17 protein-coding genes and 1 pseudogene are annotated in these 21,160 nt (G+C 70.5%); 11 read left to right on the plus strand and 7 right to left on the minus strand.

Translation table 11 applies throughout. From position 1 onward, the window contains the following. Nucleotides 1–94 precede the first annotated feature (94 nt). The 3 genes from EG812_RS27780 (at nt 95) to EG812_RS27790 (ending at nt 6,086) form a co-directional block, all read left to right on the plus strand. Complete coding sequence (locus tag EG812_RS27780) at nt 95–4,270, plus strand: ExeM/NucH family extracellular endonuclease (protein ID WP_233579672.1); 4,176 nt, start codon at nt 95–97, stop codon at nt 4,268–4,270. Between the two features lie 74 nt (nt 4,271–4,344). After that, nucleotides 4,345–4,977, plus strand: coding sequence for a hypothetical protein (locus EG812_RS27785; protein WP_126713328.1), 633 nt, complete (start codon nt 4,345–4,347; stop codon nt 4,975–4,977). 65 nt (nt 4,978–5,042) lie between these two features. Beyond that, entirely contained in the window at nt 5,043–6,086 is a 1,044-nt protein-coding gene (locus EG812_RS27790) for a WxL protein peptidoglycan domain-containing protein (protein WP_126713329.1), read from the plus strand. An 8-nt stretch (nt 6,087–6,094) separates the two neighbouring features. Here the strand turns inward: EG812_RS27790 and EG812_RS27795 are convergent, their stop codons facing one another. Further along, nucleotides 6,095–6,673: a hypothetical protein gene (locus tag EG812_RS27795; RefSeq protein WP_126713330.1), complete on the minus strand. Its 579-nt coding sequence runs from the start codon at nt 6,671–6,673 to the stop codon at nt 6,095–6,097. A gap of 174 nt (nt 6,674–6,847) precedes the next feature. On the opposite strand from EG812_RS27795, the pseudogene EG812_RS29820 reads away from it, so the two are divergent. Continuing rightward, nucleotides 6,848–6,985, plus strand: a pseudogene (locus tag EG812_RS29820) (SDR family oxidoreductase); the annotation flags it as partial. Nucleotides 6,986–7,004: 19 nt separating this feature from the next. Here EG812_RS29820 and EG812_RS27805 read toward each other — a convergent pair. The 4 genes from EG812_RS27805 to EG812_RS27820 form a co-directional block, all read right to left on the minus strand. Continuing rightward, nucleotides 7,005–7,790 carry a nickel/cobalt transporter gene (locus EG812_RS27805; RefSeq protein WP_013736434.1) on the minus strand — a complete coding sequence of 262 codons (786 nt, stop codon included), beginning with the start codon at nt 7,788–7,790 and terminating at the stop codon, nt 7,005–7,007. Continuing rightward, nucleotides 7,787–8,443 carry a hypothetical protein gene (locus EG812_RS27810; RefSeq protein WP_126713332.1) on the minus strand — a complete coding sequence of 219 codons (657 nt, stop codon included), beginning with the start codon at nt 8,441–8,443 and terminating at the stop codon, nt 7,787–7,789. The genes EG812_RS27805 and EG812_RS27810 overlap by 4 nt, the downstream gene beginning before the upstream one ends. 64 nt (nt 8,444–8,507) lie before the next feature. Beyond that, nucleotides 8,508–9,140 carry a hypothetical protein gene (locus tag EG812_RS27815; protein ID WP_126713333.1) on the minus strand — a complete coding sequence of 211 codons (633 nt, stop codon included), beginning with the start codon at nt 9,138–9,140 and terminating at the stop codon, nt 8,508–8,510. A 113-nt stretch (nt 9,141–9,253) separates the two neighbouring features. Continuing rightward, entirely contained in the window at nt 9,254–11,215 is a 1,962-nt protein-coding gene (locus tag EG812_RS27820) for a purple acid phosphatase family protein (RefSeq protein WP_233579673.1), read from the minus strand. A 223-nt stretch (nt 11,216–11,438) separates the two neighbouring features. Between EG812_RS27820 and EG812_RS27825 the strand changes: the two genes are divergently transcribed. Then, nucleotides 11,439–11,951: a hypothetical protein gene (locus tag EG812_RS27825; protein ID WP_126713334.1), complete on the plus strand. Its 513-nt coding sequence runs from the start codon at nt 11,439–11,441 to the stop codon at nt 11,949–11,951. 103 nt (nt 11,952–12,054) lie between these two features. Here the strand turns inward: EG812_RS27825 and EG812_RS30360 are convergent, their stop codons facing one another. After that, entirely contained in the window at nt 12,055–13,059 is a 1,005-nt protein-coding gene (locus EG812_RS30360) for a response regulator transcription factor (protein WP_502697218.1), read from the minus strand. 189 nt (nt 13,060–13,248) lie between these two features. Here EG812_RS30360 and EG812_RS27835 point away from each other — a divergent pair, with 189 nt between their 5' ends. The 6 genes from EG812_RS27835 to EG812_RS27860 all read left to right on the plus strand — a co-directional run bounded on the left by EG812_RS27835 (nt 13,249) and on the right by EG812_RS27860 (nt 20,979). Beyond that, nucleotides 13,249–14,904: a hypothetical protein gene (locus EG812_RS27835; RefSeq protein WP_126713335.1), complete on the plus strand. Its 1,656-nt coding sequence runs from the start codon at nt 13,249–13,251 to the stop codon at nt 14,902–14,904. Beyond that, complete coding sequence (locus EG812_RS27840) at nt 14,901–15,983, plus strand: hypothetical protein (protein ID WP_199743973.1); 1,083 nt, start codon at nt 14,901–14,903, stop codon at nt 15,981–15,983. The genes EG812_RS27835 and EG812_RS27840 overlap by 4 nt, the downstream gene beginning before the upstream one ends. 1 nt (nt 15,984) lies before the next feature. Continuing rightward, nucleotides 15,985–16,998 (plus strand): right-handed parallel beta-helix repeat-containing protein, encoded by a 1,014-nt coding sequence (locus EG812_RS27845; protein ID WP_126713337.1) that lies wholly within the window; start codon nt 15,985–15,987, stop codon nt 16,996–16,998. Nucleotides 16,999–17,119: 121 nt separating this feature from the next. Next, nucleotides 17,120–18,904 carry an N-acetylglutaminylglutamine amidotransferase gene (locus EG812_RS27850; RefSeq protein WP_043722312.1) on the plus strand — a complete coding sequence of 595 codons (1,785 nt, stop codon included), beginning with the start codon at nt 17,120–17,122 and terminating at the stop codon, nt 18,902–18,904. After that, nucleotides 18,891–20,015 (plus strand): carboxylate-amine ligase, encoded by a 1,125-nt coding sequence (locus tag EG812_RS27855; protein ID WP_126713338.1) that lies wholly within the window; start codon nt 18,891–18,893, stop codon nt 20,013–20,015. Before EG812_RS27850 ends, EG812_RS27855 begins: the two co-directional genes overlap by 14 nt. A gap of 94 nt (nt 20,016–20,109) precedes the next feature. Next, nucleotides 20,110–20,979: a manganese catalase gene (locus EG812_RS27860; RefSeq protein WP_126713339.1), complete on the plus strand. Its 870-nt coding sequence runs from the start codon at nt 20,110–20,112 to the stop codon at nt 20,977–20,979. Between the two features lie 70 nt (nt 20,980–21,049). On the opposite strand, the gene EG812_RS30365 is transcribed toward EG812_RS27860, so the two are convergent. Beyond that, a partial coding sequence (locus tag EG812_RS30365) for a non-reducing end alpha-L-arabinofuranosidase family hydrolase (protein WP_502697198.1) occupies nt 21,050–21,160 on the minus strand: 111 nt, incomplete at its 5' end.

Here is a 21,160-nt window from a genome sequence, read left to right on the forward strand (position 1 = left end):
CGAATAAGTACATCTGGTGGCTCCCGCGCGGACACTTGTGCCGCTTATCCTCCAGCGGTCTAACACCCTCGGAGGCCCCGCGGAGGCCCAGCAGATGCAGCTACGAAAAAGCAGGCGGCAACTCACAATTCCGGGCGTACTGGTCACCGCCACTGCGCTCTTATTGGGCAGCGGCACCACCGCTTTCGCCGCGCCCGCGTCAGCTACACCGTTCATCAGCGAGATCCACTATGACAACGCCGGCACCGACGTCGGCGAGGCGATCGAGATCGAGGCGCCGGTCGGCTTCGACCTGAGCGGCTGGCAGATCGTTCTCTACAACGGCGGAAACGGTGCGGCGTACAGCACCCGGACGCTTACCGGCTCGGTGCCGGAGTCCGGTGTGGTCGTCGCCGAGTACCCGGTCAACGGCATCCAGAACGGTGATCCCGACGGTGTCGCTCTGGTCTCGCCCAGCAACTCGGTGAGTGAGTTCATCACCTACGGCGGCACCTTCACCGCGGTCGGCGGGCCGGCGAACGGCCTGGCCGGCACCGACATCGGAGTCAAGGAGTCGAGCAGCATCCCCGTCGGGCACTCGCTCCAGAAGATCGACGGGGTCTGGAAGGCACCCGCACCGAACAGCTTCGGCGTCCGCAACACCGCTGGCGGCGACCCGGGACCGGGCGACCCGCCCGTCGGCTGTGACGTCGCGGTCAGCCACACCATCGCCCAGGTCCAGGGCTCCGGCACCGCCACACCGGTGGCCGGCAGCCGGGTCACCGTCGAGGGCGTCGTCACCGCCGACCACCGCACCGGTGGCTACAACGGCGTGTACGTGCAGACCGCGGGCAGCGGCGGGGAGCGTACGGTCGCCGCCGGCACCGCCTCGGACGGCATCTTCGTCTACCTGACCACGAACACCGCCAACCACCCGGCGGTCACGATCGGTGACCGGGTCCGGGTCAGCGGTACGGCCAGCGAGTTCAACGGGCTCACCCAGCTCAGCATCGCCACCCGTGGCGACGTGCAGGTGTGCGAGCAGGGTGCGCCGCTGCCCGCTCCGGTCCCGGTGGAGCTTCCGCTCACCGACGACGCCCGCGAGTCGGTCGAGTCGATGCTTGTCGCCCCGGTCGGCGCGTACGCCGTCTCCGAGGTCTACAACACCAACCGCTACGGCGAGGTGGCCCTCGCCGCCGGTGACAAGCCGGCACTGACCCCGACCGATGTGGCCCGGCCCGGCTCGGCGGAGGCCCGCCAGATCGCCGCCGACAACAAGGCCCGCCGCATCCTGCTCGACGACGGCAGGACCACAAACCTGTCCACCGCCGGCCTGCTGCCGCCGTACCTGTCGAAGGACAGCCCGCTGCGGGTCGGCGACTCGGTCGAGGCGTTCGGGCCGTCGGTGCTGTCGTACGCCTTCGATGAGTGGCGTCTGCAGCCCACCCGCCCGGTCGACGCGGACACCCGCCCGGGCGACCGGACCACCTTCAAGGTCACCAACCCGCGTACCGCCGCCCCGGTCAACGTCGGCGGCGACCTGCGGGTGGCCAGCTTCAACGTGTTGAACTACTTCGTGCACTTCGGTGGCGACGCGCGTGGCGCTGCCAACGAGGCCGCGCTGGCCAAGCAGGAGGCGAAGATCGTCTCGGCGATCAGCGCGCTGGACGCCGACGTGGTCGCACTGGAGGAGATCGAGAACTCGGTCCGGTTCAGCTCCTCGGACCCGCAGCGGGCGCTCAAGCGCCTGGTCGCCGCCCTGAACACCGCCGACGGCGCGGGCACCTGGGACTACGTTCGCACCCCGACCGAGCTGCCGGGCGCCGCCCAGCAGGACTTCATCACCACCGCGATCATCTTCAAGCCGGCCAAGGCACAGCCCAAGGGCGCGTCGCGGTCGGTGAACGACGAGAGCGTCTGGTTCAACGCCCGCGAGCCGATCGCGCAGACCTTCACCGCCGGGCCGCTCGACTTCGTGGTGGTGGCCAACCACTTCAAGTCCAAGAGTGGTGCCGGTTCCGGCGACAACGCCGACTCCGGTGACGGTCAGGGCGGTTGGAACGGTGACCGGGTCCGGCAGGCCACCGCGCTGGCCACCTTCGTGGACCAGGTCAAGGCCGACAGCGACACCGACAACGTGCTGCTGCTGGGTGACTTCAACGCGTACACCCAGGAGGACCCGATGCAGGTCCTCTACGGCAAGGACTACCGCAACCTCAACAACACCGGGAAGACCAGCTACGTCTTCAACGGTGAGTCCGGCTCGCTCGACCACGCGCTGGCCTCGCCGTCGCTTGCCGACCGGGTCACCGGCGTGGACGTGTGGCAGATCAACGCGGTCGAGTCGTACGCCTTCCAGTACGACGGGCTGGCTGCCTTCTACGCTCCGGACCCGTACCGGGCCAGCGACCACAACCCGCTTGTCGTCGGGATCAACACCGGGGCCAGCCCGGTCGACCTGCAACTGCTGAGCATCAACGACTTCCACGGCCGGCTGGAGTCACCGGCCACCGTGGGCGGTCAGCCGGCCGGTGGGGCGGCTCAGCTCGCCGGTCTGGTGAACCAGTTGCGTACGCAGAACCCGAACACCGCGTTCGTGTCGGCGGGCGACAACATCGGCGCGTCCACCTTCATCTCGGCGATCGACGACGACAACCCGACGATCGACGCGTTCAACGCGGCCGGTCTGATCGCCTCGGCGGTCGGTAACCACGAGTTCGACAAGGGCATGGCCGACCTGACCGGTCGGGTCACCGACCGGGCGGACTTCCCGCTGCTGGGCGCCAACGTGTACCGGGACGACACCCGGGCGCTGCCGGCGTACTCGGTCAGCAGCATCGGTGGGGTCCGGGTCGGCTTCGTCGGTGTGGTCACCGAGCAGACCGGCTCGCTGGTCAGCCCGGACGGCATCGCCGGCATCACCTTCCGCGACCCGGTGGCCGAGGCCAACCTCGTCGCCGGTCAGCTCAAGGACGGCAACCCCGCCAACGGTGAGGCCGACGTGGTGGTGCTGCTCGCCCACGAGGGGGCCGCCACGGAGAACATCGACTCCGCCGAGGCGCTGGCGAACGACCCGGTCTTCGGCAAGTTCACCCGGGTCGACGCCACCATCGACGCCATCTTCAGCGGCCACACCCACCAGCCGTACGCCTTCGAGGTCCCGGTGCCGGGTACCGACAAGCTGCGTCCGGTGGTGCAGGCCGAGGACTACGGCAAGCGGCTGGGCAAGGTCACGCTGACCTTCGACCCGGAGTCGAACTCCGTCACCGCCGCCGACGCCTCGCTCGTCGACGTGGTCGGTGCGCCGCAGGACCCGGCGGTGGCCGACATCGTGGCCGCCGCCAAGGTCCGGGCGCAGGAGCTGGGCCAGCGGCAGCTGGGCGAGATCACCGCCGACATCCGCCGGGCCTACACCGACGGCAACGAGGACCGGGGCAAGGAGTCGGCGCTTGGTAACTTCATCGCCGACGTGCAGCTCGCCGGCACCTCCGCCCCGGGTCGGGGTGGGGCCCAGATCGCCTTCATGAACCCGGGTGGTCTGCGGGCGGACCTGCTGTACCGCACCGACGGCACGGTGACCTACGCCGACGCCTTCTCCGTCCAGCCGTTCTCCAACGACGTGGTCACCAAGTCCTACACGGGTGCGGAGATCAAGCAGACGTTGGAGCAGCAGTGGCAGCCGACGGGCGCGTCCCGTCCGGTGCTGTGGCTGGGTGTGTCGAAGGGCTTCAGCTACACCTACGACCCGCAGGCCGAACGGGGTTCGCGGATCACCTCGATGCAGCTCAACGGCGTACCGATCGACCCGACGGCCACCTACCGGGTGACGGTGAACTCGTTCCTCGCCTCCGGTGGGGACAACTTCACCGCCCTCGGCGGCGGCACCAACCCGGCGACGACCGGCGACAACGACCTCACCATGCTGGTCAACTACCTCGCCGCCAACTCGCCGGTCACCGCCGACACCACGCCCCGCTCCACCATCGGGCAGGGCGGCCCGGCGTGGGAGGTCGAGGTGCAGGCCCGCACCCAGTGCGTCGGCAGCAACGCGTACGTCTCGGTCAGCGCCCGCAACGCCGACGACGTGGCGCTGAGCATCGAACTGGTCACGCCGTACGGGTCGCGCGTCGTCGCCGACGTCGCCCCGGGCAAGACGGCGTACCAGGCGTTCAACAGCCGGGCGAAGACCGTGGCCGCCGGCACCTCGACGGTGAAGATCACCGGTACGGTCAACGGCCAGCCGGCGACGATCCAGGTCGAGTCGGCGTACGCCGCGATCACCTGCGGCTAGTTCTCGTACGGGGTGGCGGCGATCCTGCCGCCACCCCACCCCCCATCGAGCAGATACGCACAACGGAGCAACGCATGCACAGAAGGAACCACCGGCGACTGTTCGCGGCCGCCGCGGCCAGCGCCGTTCTCGCCGGGTCGGTGGCGCTCGGCACGCCGGCCTCGGCCGAGCCGGTCGACAGCAGCGACGTACGGGTGACCGTCGACATCGAGGAGATCCGCGAGCCGGGTGTCCTCGCCATGACCGTCGCCGCCGACTCGGTCGCGCTGGCCGAGGACGGGTCGACGCTGCTGGTCCGTCAGTTCGTCGGCACCCTGCCGACGGTGACGGTCACCGACACCCGGACCGCCGACGAGGTGCCCGAGGGGGCCGCGTGGGCGGTGCTGGGCAGCGCCACCGACTTCGTCGGCGACGCCGACCAGGCGTCGATCGGTGCCGGGCACCTGGGCTGGAAGCCGAAGCTGATCGACGGCGGGGACACCGGCCTGGTCAGCGAGGGTGAAGAGGTCGTCACCGTGCTGGACGAGCCGACCCAGCCGGGCAACAACGTGGGTCTGGTCGACCAGGAACTGCTGGTCTCGACCTTCGACTCCGGAGCGGTCGCCGGTGGCGAGTACACCGTCAACGCGAACCTGTTCCTGCGCACCCCGGCGGACGTCGCCGCCGGCAAGTACACCTCGACGCTGACCCTGTCGCTGTTCGAGTAGATCCATCGAGGGGAGCCACCTGGGCGTGGCTCCCCCACCCGCTCCTCCCGCAAAGGAAAACCGCCATGATCCGAACCCCGCTGCGAGCACTGACCCGGATGCTCGCCGTGCTGGCTGTGGTGCTGGCCGTCGTGCCGATCTCGTCGACCGGCGCGATGGCGGAACCGACCAGTCCTGCGGTCACCTGGGCGGTCCAGCCGGCCGACCGCAACGGCCCGGACGGCCGCCGGTTCATCGAACGGACCCTCGACCCCGGCCAGGTGGTGACCGAGCACCTCGCGGTACGGAACTTCAGCGACTCGGCGGTGGTCTTCTCCCTCAAGGCGGCCGACGGATACCTCACCGACAAGGGCCGCTTCAACATGCTGCCCTCGAACGAGAAGTCGGTGGACGGTGGCACCTGGATCACCGTCCAGGAGACGGTGACCGTCGAGGCCAACGGTACGAAGGTGGTGCCGTTCACCATCACCGTGCCCGAGGACGCCACCCCCGGCGACCACCCGGCGGGCATCGCGGCGACCGTCACCAGCACCGGCGGCACCGTCGCCGTGGAGAGCCGGGTCGGTTTCCGGGTCATGCTGCGGGCCAGCGGCACGGTCACCGCCAGTGTGGCGATCAGTGACCTCAGCACCACCTACACGCCCTCGTGGAACCCGTTCTCCGCCGGCACCCTCAAGGTCGGCTACACCGCGAAGAACGACGGCAACGTCGCGCTGACCGGTACCGGAAAGGTGTCCGTCGGCGAACTGTTCGGCCTGGTCAAGCAGGAGGACCCGACCCAGGTCACCGAGACGCTGCCCGGCGGCGTACAGGTGGTGGACACCCAGGTCGACGGGGTCTGGGGGCTCGGCCGGCTCAAGACCACCGTCTCGGTCACGCCCGCCGTTCAGGGCGGCGACCCGACGGGCGCCGAGATCCGCCCCGGCACCGCGACCGTCACCACCTGGATCGTCCCCTGGCCGCAACTGGCGCTGCTGCTCCTGCTCGGCCTGCTCGTGCTCGCCTACCGGGTCATCACCCAGCGCCGTCGGCGGCGGCTGGCACAGCTGCTCGCCAGCGCCCGGGAAGAGGGCCGGGCCGAGGGTCGCCGGACCACCCCGGTCGGCTGAGCTGCCCCTCAACCGGCGCGGAACACGATGGTGTAGCTGAACGACGTGCCGTCGACCTGGTACGCGTAGCAGCCCGGACCGTCGACAGTGGTGGTGCCCGGCAGGTCGGTCTCCGGCCTGGTCAGCACGGCATGGTGGCCGTCGTGGCGAGGCTCGCCGAGGTAGGAGAACCTGGCCGAGGCGGCACCCGGTGCGTCGATGCGCCCCGCGCGTACCAGCACCGGGCCGGTGTAGTCGGCGGCCAGCCAGCGCACCTTCGCCGTGTAGCTGCCGTCGACCTGCCGGTCGCTGGGGCGCAGCGGCAGGGCTCCGCCGGTGAAGTAGTCGGCGATCGGGTAGACCGGGCCCGGCCCCAGCACCCGCTGGGCCTGGCCCGGGTTGCTCCAGCGCTGCGGTTCGGCGACCGGGCAGGTGCCGTCGGGGGCCACGCTGGGCAGTTGCAGTGGTGGGACCGCGAGGTCGCCGGGGGATGCCGACGGGGAGGGCGCCGTCGGTGAGGGTGACGGGGCGTCCACCGGTGCGCGGTCACAGGCGACAAGTGCCGACCCGAGCACCACGAGGGTCAGCACCCGTACCAACGGCGTCATCTCCGCAGTATCGACCGTCGTCGGCGTTTCCGCTGCCCCGTGGCGCACGGCCCGGCCGACCGGTGGCCGCGTACGGTGCATCTGTTCGCGCCGTCCGCGCCGCCCCGGCGAAGGTCAGCGCAGGCCGCGCATCAGGTTGTCGACAAGCGTGGTGGCGAACTCCTCGGTGAGTGGCTGGTCCGGATCGCCGCCGAACCGCCGTTGGAGCGCATCGGGACGCCTGACGACATCGCCGAGTTGGTCGTCTTCCTGGCCGGCCCGGGGCGCTGGGTGAACGGCCAGGTGCTCTACGCCAACGGCGGCGCGGTCTGACCGACGAGCAGGGCCAGGATCACGCGGTGAGCGTCGAGACCGCGGCGGCCACGTAGAGGCAGCCGCCCAGGCAGACCGCCACCCCGGCGATCGCCGGAGTCCAGGCCGACACGCTGGACAGCAGGGCCCACCTGCGGCTCTGACCCGCCAGCAGGGCCTGCCCCCGGATGGTCAGCACCCCGACCCCGGTCAGGGTCAACGCCATCCCGGCCCCGAAGGCCAGCACGATCACGACGGCGCCGACGGCGCGACCGGTCAGCAGTCCGCTGACCAGGATGAGGAAGGCCGACGGGGAGGGCAGCAGCCCACCCGACAGCCCGAGCGCGACCAGACCCCGACGGGACCACGGGTCGACCGTCTCGTCGTGGTGATGGTGGTGGTGATCGTGGCTGTGATCGTGAGCGTGGCCGTGGTGGTGATCGTGGGCGTGGGCGTGGCGACGCCGCAAATGGCGGCGGATCAGGTGCGCGCCGACGCCGATCACCACGAGCCCGGCCAACACCTGCAGCCCGGCCGTGATCGTCGTGGTGCCGAGGCTGGCCGCGCCGCTGAACGCGGTCCAGACCAGCGCCAGCACCAGAACGGAGAAGGTGTGCATCACCGCGACGATGACGCCCAGCCGCAGCGCATCCCGGTACCGGCCATGGGTGCCGACCAGGTACGCGGCGGTGATGCTCTTGCCGTGTCCCGGTGCCACGGCGTGTGCCGCGCCGACGCCCACCGCCACGACCAGGGCCAACCAGAACAGGGTCGAGTTGTCGAAGAGTGCCAGCAGTCGTTGGTCGAGGTCGTTGAGGCCGTTCATGCCGTGCTCCGGGTACGTCGTCGGGAAAGTGGTACGAGCAGCGCACCGAGCACAGCGGCAGCGCCGACCCCGAAGGCCAGCGCGGTGGCCGATCCGAGCCCGCCGCCGGACTGCGTGAAGTCGACCTGGTGGGTGTCGGCCGCGGCGGTGTACAGCGTCTCGGCCGGGCTCGCCGAGTCGGCACGCAGGATCGTGCGGTACGCCTGGTTGAGGTCGGTCAACGCGGTCAACGTGATGTCGAGCGTGCGGACCGGGGCGGGACAGTCGAAGGTCAGTCGGGCGCCCTGCGCGAGCAACCCGTCCAGCGGCTTGAGTTCGCCGCGACAGGGCTGGCCGTGCTGGCTGACGGTGATGCGCTCGCGCAGGTAGTCACGGACCGCGGCGGACTCCCGGAGCTTCTGTTCGCCGGTGAGCTGGGTGGCCACCGGGCCGGCGCTGGGGTCCTCGAAGGCACCGAGTGACTGGCCGAGCGCCACCCAGTCGTCCTCCGCGGGCTGCCAGGAGATGTCGACCCGGGAGCCGTCGACGACGACCTGGGCGGTCGTCGGCGGGCCGAAGGGATGCGCGGCGGCCGGCGCGCCGCCCCCGACAGTCGCCGCCAGGGCCGTACCGCCGGCGAGCAGAGCGCCGATCATCTTGCTGCGGTGATTCATTGTCGTCTCCGGCAGACCACGGGTGTGGGGGTTCGCCGCCTGCGGACCCCCACACCCGCGATGGTCACTCGAACAGGGACAGGGTCAGCGTCGAGGTGTACGCACCCGCCGCCACGTCCGCCGGCGTACGCAGGAACAGATCGGCGTTGACGGCGTACGCGCCGCCGGCCACCGCACCCGAGTCGAAGGTGGAGACCAGCAGTTCCTGGTCCACCAGACCCACGTTGTTGCCCGGCTGGGTCGGCTCGTCCACCACGGTCACGACCTCTTCACCCTCGCTGACCAGGCCACTGTCGCCACCGTCGATCAGCTTCGGCTTCCAGCCCAGGTGCCCCGCGCCGATCGGTGCCTGACCCGCACCGCCGACGAAGTCGGTGGCGCTGCCCAGCACCGCCCACGCGGCCCCCTCGGGCACCTCGTCGGGCGTACGGGTGTCGGTGACCGTCACCGTCGGCAGGGTGCCGACGAACTGACGGACCAGCAGCGTCGACCCGTCCTCGGCCAACGTCACCGAGTCACCGGCGATGGACATCGCCAGCACACCCGGCTCCTTGATCTCCTCAATGTCCACGGTCACCGACACGTCGGCGCTGTCACCGGGTGCGGCGAACACGGGTGATCCCGCCACCACCGATCCGGCCAGCAGGGCACCGGCGGCGCCCACCGCGAAAAGCCGCCTACGACTTGATGTCTTCATCTCGATGCTCCATCGCCACTCAGGGCAGTTGAAGGAAGTTCAGCCGGAGGAACGCTTGTCCACCGGCGGGAGGGCGGTGGCAAGGTCGATCCGGCACCGCCACCGCACCCGGGCTACTCGCAGCTGGCCGCCTCGTAGGCAGCCTCGACCCGCATGGTGACCGGGTCACCGTCGACCATCCCGGTGACGTCGACGGTCGCGACGCCGGCCGGTACCGACTTGGCCCGGCTGTTGAACGCCTGGCTGGCGGACTTGCCACCGGCCACGCCGGCGACGGTCCGCGACCCGTACGGGGTCACCATCTCGACGCTCAGCGGCTCACCCTCGCCGTTGCGCACGGTGACCGAGACGTACGCGTTGGCACCGACGCAGTGCGCGCGGGCCTGGACGTCGGCACGCCAACCGTTAAGCGTGATCGCCGGGCTGGTGATCTGCTGGTTGGCGCTGGACAGGAACACCTCGTAGGTGCCGCCGGCCTTGGCGGAGGCGGGAATCGCCAGCTGGTAGCTGATCCGGCCCAGCTGGTCCGCGGTCAGGTTGGCCACGGGGATCTCGGCCTGACCGGGGGTGTTGCCGAGCTTGCGCAGCGAGACGGCGACCTTCTCGGCCGGGTCGTAGCCGTACGCGGAGACCTTGACCTCGCCCTTGACCGCGACGCTGGTCCGGTCGACCGTGACGTGCTGGCCCGTCGTGTTCGACGGGGTACGCAGCTCGTTGACGGTCCGCTCGCCCTCGTCGTTCTTGCGGATCAGGAACCCGTCGTGGTGCTCACCGTTGGCGTACCGGGCCTCGTAGCGCAGGGTGCCCTGCGAGACGTCGATGAGCTGGTAGAGCTGGGTGTTCTGGCTGGTGCTGGTCACCTCGGCACCGTTGCCGGTCCAGTTCTGACCGTTGTTGAGGGCGTACATCTTGCCGCCGGAGACCGACACCGCGTACACCGTGCCCTCGTGCACGGCGGCCGAGCGGCGGTTGGTGGCCACGTTGCCCCGGCCGTACGAGTGGTCGTGGCCCTGCAGCACCAGGTCCACGCCGTACCGCTCGAACAGCGGGCCCCACTGGGCCCGGACCTGCGGGTTGTTGCGGGTACCCGTGGTCGAGTAGACCGGGTGGTGGAAGGTGACCACCGTCCACTTGTTCGGGTTGTCCCGGAGCACACCCTCCAGCCAGGCGGTCTGGGCGGCCATCAGGGTGCTGTTGCTCTGGTGGTTCGAGTCCAGGGCGATGAAGCGTACGCCCTGGTAGTCGACGTAGTAGACGGTCTGCTTCAGCTCCGGGTTGCCCGGGCCGTTGTCCGGGTACGGGAACTGCGGCCGCCAGAACTGCGACAGGCCGCCGCTGTACTCGTGGTTACCCGGCACCGAGATGTTGTTGATCTGGCCGTCGATGAAGCCGCTGGCCTTGTACCACTGGCCCCACTGTTCTTCGCTGTTGGCGTTGTCGATGAGGTCACCGGCGTTGACGATCATCTTGGCCTCGGGCCGCTCGGCGAACGCCTGCCGGAACACCCGGGGCACCGCCGAGTCGATGTTGTTCTGCGCGTCGCCGTAGTAGATGAACGAGAACGGCTCGAAGTCGCTGGCCGCGGTGGTGAAGTCGATCCACTCGCTCCAGTTGGTGCCGTCGCCGACCCGGTACGTGTACCGGGTGTCCGGCTTCAGGCCGGTGAACTCGACGGTGTGGTAGGTCGAGGCGTACCCCAGGGAGGTGTTGACCGGGGTGCTGGAGAGGGCGGCGAGGCGGGTCACCGCGCTGCCGGACGCCGGCACGCCACCGACGAGAGCCCGGGGGGCCTCGAGGAGCTCGGCCCGCGCCCACTCCGCCGTGGCCTCGGCCCGCCAGGTCACCCGCTGCGAGGTGGACGGGGTGGCGGTGGGGGTCAACATGATCCGGTCCGGCACCGGCGACGGCTTGTGAATCTCGGCGGCGGGGAACTTGGCTGGCGTTGCATCACCGAAGGCAGCGGGGCTGAGGGCCACGCCCCCGGCGAGCAGTGCCGCGGCACCGATCGCCACGATCTTCGCCCGACGGGCCCCGATGCTCCAGGGGAGCTTCTGGTCGGTCACGACTCTGGTCACCCTTCAAATGAGGAGGTGGGTGGCGCCCGACCACGGGTTGTGCGGGCGGCGCGCCGTCGTCATTGGCCCAGTCCCGCTCAACCGGACAGCTACAAGATCCTTTCCAGCACATGAACACTCGCCGCGTCGCCTGCCCCACCAGCCGGTGTTGGTCGTCGCGTCACCTCGTCGACACCTGTGCGCAGCTCGCCGGAAGGGATCGCGTTCCTACGATCGACGCGCTATGACCAACCAGGACACTGTCACCGGCCAGCTCCCGCGCCGTTCGCTGCGCGGCGTCGTCGCCCTGCTCTGCACGGCGGGACTGCTCGCCACCATGGCCGGCAGCGCCACATCGGCCCCCGCCGTCGTCAAGGACGAGACCTTCGTCGACGCGCAGACACCGGGCATCCTTCACATCGAGGGCGGCGAGTGCTTCGATGATCCGGCCCACCTGCCGGAGGCAGGCGGCGTCGTCGTCCGCTACCGGCCCTGCGCACTGGGTGCCGACAACCAGGTGTACGGCTTCGTGCACGCCGACGACACCAACTGGGACCCGGCGGCGCTACGGGAGTTCGCCTGGTCGGCCTGCCGGCAACTGTTCACCAGCACCTGGCCCGACGACACCGGCCAGGCACTGCGCTTCTACCCGGTGCTGCCCACAGTGGAGACCTGGGCCGACGGCGACCGGGACGTGATGTGCGTGGTCTACCGCTTCGGTGGCCGACTAACCGGTTCGATGCTGCCGAGCTGGTGAGGTCCGGCGCGCGGTTTCGGCGAAATGGCGGTGTTCGCGACGGCGGGATACCGCCGTTTCGGCGAAACGGAGTCGATCACCGAGAGGGACCGGCCGGGTCGCCCTATCGCAGGCCTGATTCGTATACGGCGATCACCGCCTGTACGCGGTCGCGGCAGCCGAGCTTGCGCAGCACCTCGGAGACGTGGGTCTTGACGGTCTCGTCTCCGATGCCGAGGTCCGCGGCCACCTCGGCGTTGGATCGGCCCCGGGCGACGGCCAGCAACACCTCCCGCTCCCGGGCAGTGAGTGTCGCGATCCGTTCAGCCCACGGCCCGGTCAACACCTGCGCTCCGGCCCCGACGGCCGCCGGCCCAACAGGCGTCGCCTGCGGTCCGACCTCGGCCACCTCCGATCCGACCGGTCCCACCGACGACTCAGCCTCGACCACCCCCGGCCCGGTCACCTCGGGCGACTCGACCGCAGGTGGCATGGGCGCTGCTGCCGCTGCGGGAGTGGCGGCGATCGATCTGAGGCGAGCGGCGCGACGTCGGCGCAGTACAGCGGCGAGCAGCACGACGACGCCGACCGCGCCCAGATAGAACGCAAGGTAGATCAGCCGCGTCTCGTCGAGCCACCGATCCGGCTCACGGGAGAAGAGGTTGACCGGCCCGACGATCGGCACCTGCCAGTACATCCCGCTGGTGCAGTACCCGACCGCGAGCGTGACGGCCAGGGCCGCCATGGCGAGGGAGAGCCGGCGCGCACCGTCGAGGACAGCGATCCCGAGCACGGCCAGCACGGCCGACCACCAGGCCCAGGCGACTGCACCCAGCAACGGCGAGAGAACCCACGGGACGGTCGCCACCACGCAGGCCGCCCCGAGCCGGTACCGGGACAACGCGACCGCCGCGACCGCCGCGAAATTCGCGAGCCCGAGCACCAGCCGTTCCAGATCCACGAACCATGGACTGGAGGTCTCGTCGAGACCGTCCACTCCCCACCACGGGGTCGCCACGAGCAGCATTCCGACCGCCGCCGCGAGCACCAGCGGCGCACCCCACCTGGCTGCCCCGCCACGGGGGTCCGCATCGGCCGGATCGGTCGGCTTCTGGTCCGGATTCGCCATACCCGCGAGCATGCCAGCGGGCCGCCTGCCGGCGCCTCCCCGATCATCGGGAAATCACGGCTCGAACCTCTCCCCCGAACGGGGGAGACAGGTCTTCACCGGCTGGTCACCGACTGTTCGGCTGCCGTGCGTAACCGGACCGTACAGTCCCGACGCTGGTTGCCGTTACGGGGTGAGGACGGGTCTCGGGTGTGGCTCAGGGCTGACAAGAAGGCGTTCGACGGGTTCCTCGACGCCGCCTCGGTGTACTGGCGCAAGAACCTGGGATCCACGTCGTCCCAGCGGTACCTGGTCGTCGAGGTGTTCCACCAGGACATCCGGGTGGCGCTGCGGAACCTGGCGGTGGCCAACGCGATCCGCCGGATCGTCCCCGCGCAGCTCGTCGTCGTCACCGGGGTCGAGCAGATGTGGCACGACGCGCTCTGGACCGAGTTCGACGTGCAGCTGGTCCGGCGGCTCGCCGAGGCGTACGGCGCGAGCGAGGTCATCGACCTGTACCGCCTGGTCGACGGGCCGGCCCGGTCCGCCACGCCGAGCGAGGTACGGCTGGAGCTGTTCGGCAGGCCGCTGCGCCCCGGACCGGCGATCAGCGAGCAGACGCTTGCAGAGTTCGTCAGCGCCACCTACTGCCGGGTGACCAAGCGGCCCCGACCGCCCGAGGATCCCACCGCCGACCCGCGCTACCAGCGGCGGCACGCACTGGCCCGGGCCATCTCGTCGGCGTACGACGCGCTGCTGGGGGACGAATCGGTGGTGGCGCTGGTGACCAGCCACGTCGACTACGACCACTGGGGCCTGGCGGTCGACTCCGCCCGGCGCGCCGGGGTGCCGGTGGTGCACACCCAGCAGACCGGGTGCCTGAAGGCGTACGCCCTGTTTCCCGAGACCGACACCGGCAAGCACACCTTCCGGGGCGAGCTCACCCAGCAGATCGGTGCCTTCTTCGCCGAGCGGGTCTGGTCCCGACGCGAGGAGGTACGCCGCAACGCGGAGCTGGTGGCCTGGCGTTCGAAGGTCAACCTGGGTCGCCCGAGCTGGTGGCGGGGTGGGGCCAGCGCCTCGGTCGACATCAACAACAGCGCGGAGCGGGCCCGGCTGCGTACCCATTTCGCGGCGCGTCTGGGCTTCGACCCGGCGCGGCCGATGGTGGCGGTGTTCAACCACGCCGTCTCCGACGCACCCGGCACCAACCACCAGTCCTTCCCCACGTTGGCCGACTGGTTCGAGGAGACGGCCCGGTTCGCGAGCACCGCGACGCAGGTGCAGTGGCTGTTCCAGGATCATCCGAGCCAGTTCCGGTACGACAGCACCGGCTTCTTCGAGTCGGTGGCCGCCCGGTACGCCCGACACCGGCACATGGTGTTCCAGCCCAGCAAGGATCTGAGCAAGAACGGGTTGTGGAGCCTGGTCGACCTCGGTGTGACCGTGCGGGGCAGCGTGAGCAACGAGCTGCCCGCGTACGGCATCCCGGTGATCCAGGCGGGTTGGTCCGAGTGGAGCGAGTGCGGCCTGTCCACCGTCGTGCACGACCCGGAGACGTACTGGAAGGCCCTGGACTCGGCGATCGGCGCGCTCGGCAGCGGCGAGGAGCTGATCTCCGCTGAGCAGGTCGAGCGGGCCCGGTTGTGGTTGTGGTTCTACCGCAGCGCCACCGACCTGTTCACCCCGCAGGTGCCGCAGTGGGAGGTCTGGCCCGCCGACCACCTGCTCAAATCCGTACAGGTCGCGTTCCGGCACATCGAGAGCGACGCCGATCCGCTGTTCGAGGCGGTGGAGCGGATGTGGAACCGCCGCGAGCCGGTGTTGACCCGCACCGACCTGCACCGGCCCGGGGGGCAGCGGTGACGGCCACGGGTGCCCGGTTCGCCACCGAGTTCGACGAGCCGGCTGCGCCGCGCGAACTGCCCGCCGTGTTCACCAGCGGCGGCGACCCCGAGGTGCTGGTCGCCGACCAGCTCACCCGGGGCGCGGCCATCGTCGGGCGGGTCCAGGGCGACTCCGGCGCGGTCATGCTCAAGGTACGCAGCGGCGGGCGGCCGATCCGGGTACGCGTCGATCTGCACGTGGACGGTGCCACGCAGGCGGCCTGGTCCCGCGCCGTGGTGCCCGACCGCGGCATGCGGGAGCTGCCCCGGCTGATCATGGTCCGGGCCCAGGGGGTGGCCCGGGCCGCCGCGCTGATCTGCCGTCAGCGTGGGCGGCTGCGGATGGTGGAGGCCCACGCCTGGGTCGAGTTCGACCTGGGCGCGCCGGAGATGGGCGTCGACGATCTGCTGATCATCGAGCTGGCGGACGCCACGTTGCCGCCGTGGGCGGCCCCGGCGCTCAGCCCGCTGGCGGCGGTCGGCGTACGGATCAATCAGGTCGAGGTGACCGCGATCGAGGGCGGCGACGACAGCCCGGACGGGCCGCCGCTGACCGGGGCGTCGGCGCAGCTCGCCGGCCTGGTCAGCGCCGGCGGTCTGGTGGGGGCGAAGGGACGCACCGAGGGGCCCGCCCGGTCCAGGTTCGTCGTGGTCAACGCGCCGGGCCCGACCGTACGCTGCCGGTTGCGCACCACCGTCGCCTCGGTGCCGCCGGCGGCGTTCCGCCATCCCACCCGACCCTGGCTGCGTCGTCAGCAGGGCCAGACCGTGCTGAAGGCGGTCCGGGTGGCCAAGCGGGGAGCGGGGTACGCCCTGTTCGAGGCGTCACCGTTCACCCGAGCACCGCAGACCGACCGCCTGGTCGTGCGCGCCACGCATCTCCTCGACGGCACCGACTGCCCGGTGCGTACGACGACTGTCGCGCCGGATGTGCTCGACGTGCTGATTGAGCGGGCCACTGCGGGGCCGGTGCTGCTCGGGCTGACCGACCCGGCGGCCGAGACGGTACGGCCACGAGTGTCGGAGATCGCCTGCCAGGTCACCGAAGTGGAGTGCTGAAATGGCCGCAACGGACCGTCGCGACGTGCCGCTGGGCGCCGACCCGGCGGCCAATCGGCACGCGATCGAACGCCTCCTGGCCGATGGGGCAGGCGGCACGCTGCACCTGCCGGCCGGCACCTTCCCGCTCGACGGCGGGATCGTCGTCGGTGCGGGCTGGACCCTGGCCGGCGCGCCCCAGCACGACGGGCCGGTACGAACCTGGTTGACCTCGTCCGCCTCGGACGGCCAGCCGATCGTCCACGTCCTCGGCTCCCAGGTGACGATCCAGGACATCGGGTTCCGACCGCCACCGGTCTCCCCCGGCGAGCACGGCGGGGACCGGGGCACCGCCATCACCGTCGGCAGTTACCTCTACCCGGCCGAGGCGGAGTGGATCGAGGGAATCCAGCTTCGCCGGGTACGGGTGGAGCGCCCGGACACCCGGGCCGCCAACTGCATCGCGCTCGTCGGGGCGGTACGCCACCTCACCCTCGCCGACGTGTCGATCGTGGGTGGCTGCACCGGCATCGCGGTGCACTGGGGTGCGGTCGGCGACAGTGTCAGCTCGATCAGCGGGCCGTCGTACCACCCTCACCACATCGACATCCAGGATCTGGTGGTCAGCGACGCCTTCGAGGGCTTCTATCTCAGCTCCGTGCATGACGTGTCGGTGCGGCGGGCCCGCCTGTCGGACGTCGAGATCGGCTTCCGGCTGCTGCCGGGCGACAACACCGACCGCTTCCACGTCGGCGACGACGACGTCATCGGGCAACGGATCCGGGTGTCGGATGCCCGGGTGTCCTGGAACGGCCCGTTGTACGCGATCCGGATCGCGGGCTGGGGCCGCAGCGAGGTCGACCATTCGGTGCGGGTGCTGGAGTACCGCGACGTGGTGGTGACGGACTGCATCCTGGTGCCGCTGCCGGTCATCGGCGCGAAGGACCCGCTCCGCTCGCGGACCCCTGTCGTCGTCGAGCAGGCGTCCGGGGTGCTCCTCGACAACATCCGTGTCGACCTGCGGGGCAAAGCGTGATGGACGCTCGATATTCCTCCTCACCGATCTAGGCTCGGTCGCCCCTCCGTGCCGCATACGGTCAAGGTCAGCCGCTGCTCCGAGCGCGTGTTCGCTGACCTATGGCTAGCTAGGGGGAGGCATGTGCGGGATCAGTGGAGAGGCGAGGTTCGACGGTACGAGCCCGGACGCTGCCGCGGTGACTCGGATGACCGAGGCGATGCGGTCCCGAGGTCCGGACGGCACGGGCCGGTGGAGTGCCGACTGGGTGACCCTCGGACATCGACGCTTGACGATCATCGACCTGTCCGAGGCCGGCAGCCAACCGATGGTGCGGGAAGACCTCGGGCTGGCCCTGGTGTTCAACGGCTGCATCTACAACTACCCGCAGCTCCGCGAGGAGTTGCGGACCGCCGGGCACGCCTTCCACTCCACCAGCGACACCGAGGTGATCCTGGTGGCGTACGCCCAGTGGGGTGAGAACTTCGTCGACCACCTGGTGGGCATGTTCGCCGTCGGCCTGGTCGACCGGGCGCGACGGCGGCTGGTGCTGGCCCGGGACCGGCTCGGCATCAAACCCCTCTACCTGGCCGAGACGGCAGGCCGGCTGCGCTTCGCGTCGACCCTTCCGGCGCTGCTGGCCGCCGGTGAGGTGGACACCGACGTCGATCCGGTGGCCCTGCACCACTACCTGTCCTGGCATTCGATCGTGCCCGCGCCCCGGACCATCCTGCGCGGGGTGCGGAAGCTGCCACCGGCGACCGTGCGGGTGGTCGAGGCCGACGGGCACAGCCGGGAACGGGTCTACTGGCGGCCCGACTACGTCCGGCAAGCCACCCACCGCGACTGGGACGCCCGGGACTGGCAGGACGCGATCGGCGACGCGCTGCGTACGGCCGTGGCCCGGCGACTTGTCGCCGATGTGCCGGTCGGTGTGCTGCTCTCCGGTGGGCTCGACTCCAGTCTCATCGTGGCGCTGCTCGCCGAGGCGGGGCAGGAGCACCTGCGCACCTTCAGCATCGGTTTCGACAGTCGGGGTGGCGAGGCCGGCGACGAGTTCCACTATTCCGACCTGGTGGCCCGCGCCTTCGACACCGACCACCAACGCATCCAGCTCGCCAACGACGACCTGGTGCCGGCCGTACGCCGGACGATCGGGGCGATGACCGAGCCGATGGGCAGCCACGACGTGGTCGCCTTCCACCTGCTCTCCGAGCAGGTCGCACGGCACGTCAAGGTGGCACAGTCCGGGCAGGGCGCGGACGAGGTGTTCGCCGGGTACGGCTATCACCAGCCGTTCACCGAGGTGCCCCGGCACCAGGCCGCCGGGGCATTCGCGGAGGCGTTCTTCGATCACGAGCACGCGGAGTTGGCGGGGGTCGTCGGCCCCGCGTACGCCCTCGTCGACGATGCCAGCGGTGACCTGGTCGACGCCGACCTGGCCGCCCCCGGCGCGGACACCGCGTTGGACGCCGTCCTGCGACTGGACACCCACCGCATGCTGCCCGACGACCCGGTGAAGCGGGTCGACAGCATGAGCATGGCCTGGGGGCTGGAGGTGCGTACGCCCTTCCTCGACCAGGACCTGGTCATGCTCGCCGCCGCCTGCCCTCCGGAGCACAAGGTCGCCCAGGGCGGCAAGGGCGTCCTCAAGGAGGTCGCCCGGCAGGTCCTGCCGGCGGAGGTGATCGACCGACCCAAGGGCTACTTCCCGGTGCCGGCGCTGCGCAACGTCGACGGGCCGGTCCGCGAACTGGTCGTCGAGGCGCTGCGGGCGCCGGCCGCCCGGCAACGCGCACTGTTCCGGCCCGAGTACGTCGAACGGTTGCTCGCCGATCCGCAGGCGGCCCAGGCGGCGGCCGGCAGCAACAAGCTGTGGCAGCTCGGCCTGCTCGAACTCTGGCTCCAGACCCATGGCGTCGAGTAGCCGCGGGGTCGAGCAGGACCGCCTCACCCTCGGAGTGGAGGAGGAGTTCCTGCTGCTGGACCCGGAGACCGGGGAGAGTCTGCCGGTCGCCGAGCAGGTGCTCGACGCCCTGTCCGGCACCGCTCGCACGCAGAGTCGCCAGGAGTTCCGGCACAGCATGCTGGAGATGGTCACCCCGGTCTGTGCCGACCTGACGGAGTTGCGCGAGCACCTGATCACCCTGCGCCGCGCGGCCGCCGAGGCGGCGTCGACGGCCGGAGCACGGCTGGTGGCGGTGGGGGCCACGCCGGTCTGCGAGGCCCATCTCACGGTGCCGGACGAGCAGCGGTACCACGCCATGTCCCGCCGTTTCGGGCCGGTCGCGCACGACCCGGCGGTGTGTGGCTGCCACGTGCACGTCGGGGTGTCGGACCGGGAACTGGCCGTGCAGGTCTGCAACCATCTGCGTCCCTGGCTGCCGGTGGTGCAGGCGCTCACCGCCAATTCGCCGCTGTACGACGGTCGGGACACCGGCCACAACAGTTGGCGGTCCATGCAACTGGAACGCTGGCCGAGCATCGGACCCACCCCGCACTTCGAGTCGGTCGCCGACTACGACGCCACGGTGCAGGAGTTGATCACCGCCGGGATCATGCTCGATGCCGCGATGGTCTACTGGTACGCCCGGCCGTCGACCAAGTACCCCACCGTCGAGGTCCGGGTCGGCGACGTCTGCCCGTCCGTGGAGGACACCGTCCTGGTCGCCGCACTGGTCCGGGCGCTCGTCGTCACGATGATCGACCGGGTACGCGACGGCGTGCCACCCGTACGGATCCGGGACTGCCTGGTCGCGGCCGCGCACTGGCGGGCCGCCCACGACGGGGTCGACGGGGTGCTCGTCGACCTGCTCGGCGGCGGTGCCCGGCCCGCCTGGGACCTCGTCGACGACCTGCTCGACACCGTCACGCCCGCGTTGGCCCGCTACGACGATCTCGACCTGGTGCTGCGGCAGGTCGACCGGCTGCGCCGGGAGGGCACCGGAGCGACCCGGCAACGTCGGGTCATGGCCGGCACCGACGGTGACGTCCAGGCGGTGCTGCAGCACCTGATCGCCCAGACGGTCGCAGGCTGACCTGGAGGTTGGCCCGGACGGGCCACCGGATGGCCCGTGGATGCTACCGGGGCGGGAAGGCACCTCGACAGCGTTTCTACGACGAGGAGGCCGTGTGTTCAGCCACATCAAGAACCTTCAGTTCGAGGCCAAACCGGACGGGCCGGACGCCGCTTTCGCCCGCCGGTTGCAGGAGGTCCTGGGCGGCAAGTGGGGCGAGATGACAGTCGCCAACCAGTACCTCTACCAGGGCTGGAACTGTCGGCTGCCCGGTAAGTACAAGGACCTGCTGCTCGATGTCGGCACCGAGGAGATGGGCCACGTCGAGATGATCGCCACCATGATCACCCGGCTGTTGGAACACGCGCCGTTGTCCCTGGCGGAGGCCGCCGACGGCAATCCGATGGTGGGGGCGATCTACGGCGGCTCGAACCCGGCGCACTTCATCCACGGCGGCGGGGGTGCGATGCCTGTCGACAGCGTGGGCGTGCCCTGGAACGGCAACTACGTCACCGCGAGCGGCAACCTGATGGCCGACTTCCAGCTCAACGTCACCGCCGAGGCCCAGGGCCGACTCCAGGTCTCCCGCCTGTTCAACATGACCGACGATCCCGGCGTCAAGCAGATGCTGCGGTTCCTGCTGGCCCGGGACACGATGCACCAGAACATGTGGATGGCGGCCATCGAGCAGCTCAAGGAGGACGGCCTGGAGGCCATGCCGGTGCCGGAGGCCTTCCCCGACTCCCCGGATTTCACCGAGGAGTTCAGCTACACCTATCTCGACTTCTCCCCGGACGGCGACGCCGGCCAGGGTCGCTGGGCGTCCGGACCCGCACCGGACGGCAGGGGGGAGTTCCGCTACGACCACAGCCCTCGCGCGCACGCGCCGGAACCCGTCCTGCCTCCGGGCGACCCACGCCTGTACGGGACCGACCCGGGGATGGTGCAGGGCGTGATTAACAAGGTCAAGAGCAAGGTCACCTGACGTGTCGGGCGGGCTCGGCTGCTGCCGAGCCCGCCCGGTCCCACGTCATCGGTCGGACGGTGTCACCTGGTCAGCGTTGCAGGGTGAGTACGCCCGGGCGGTACGGCAGCAGGCCGTAGTCGCCGCCGGAGTTCGGGGCACGGCCCTGGTACAGCAGTTGCAGGTTGCACGGGTCGACGGT

The organism is Verrucosispora sp. FIM060022, assembly GCF_003977705.1.
Taxonomy (GTDB): Bacteria; Actinomycetota; Actinomycetes; order Mycobacteriales; family Micromonosporaceae; genus Micromonospora; species Micromonospora gifhornensis.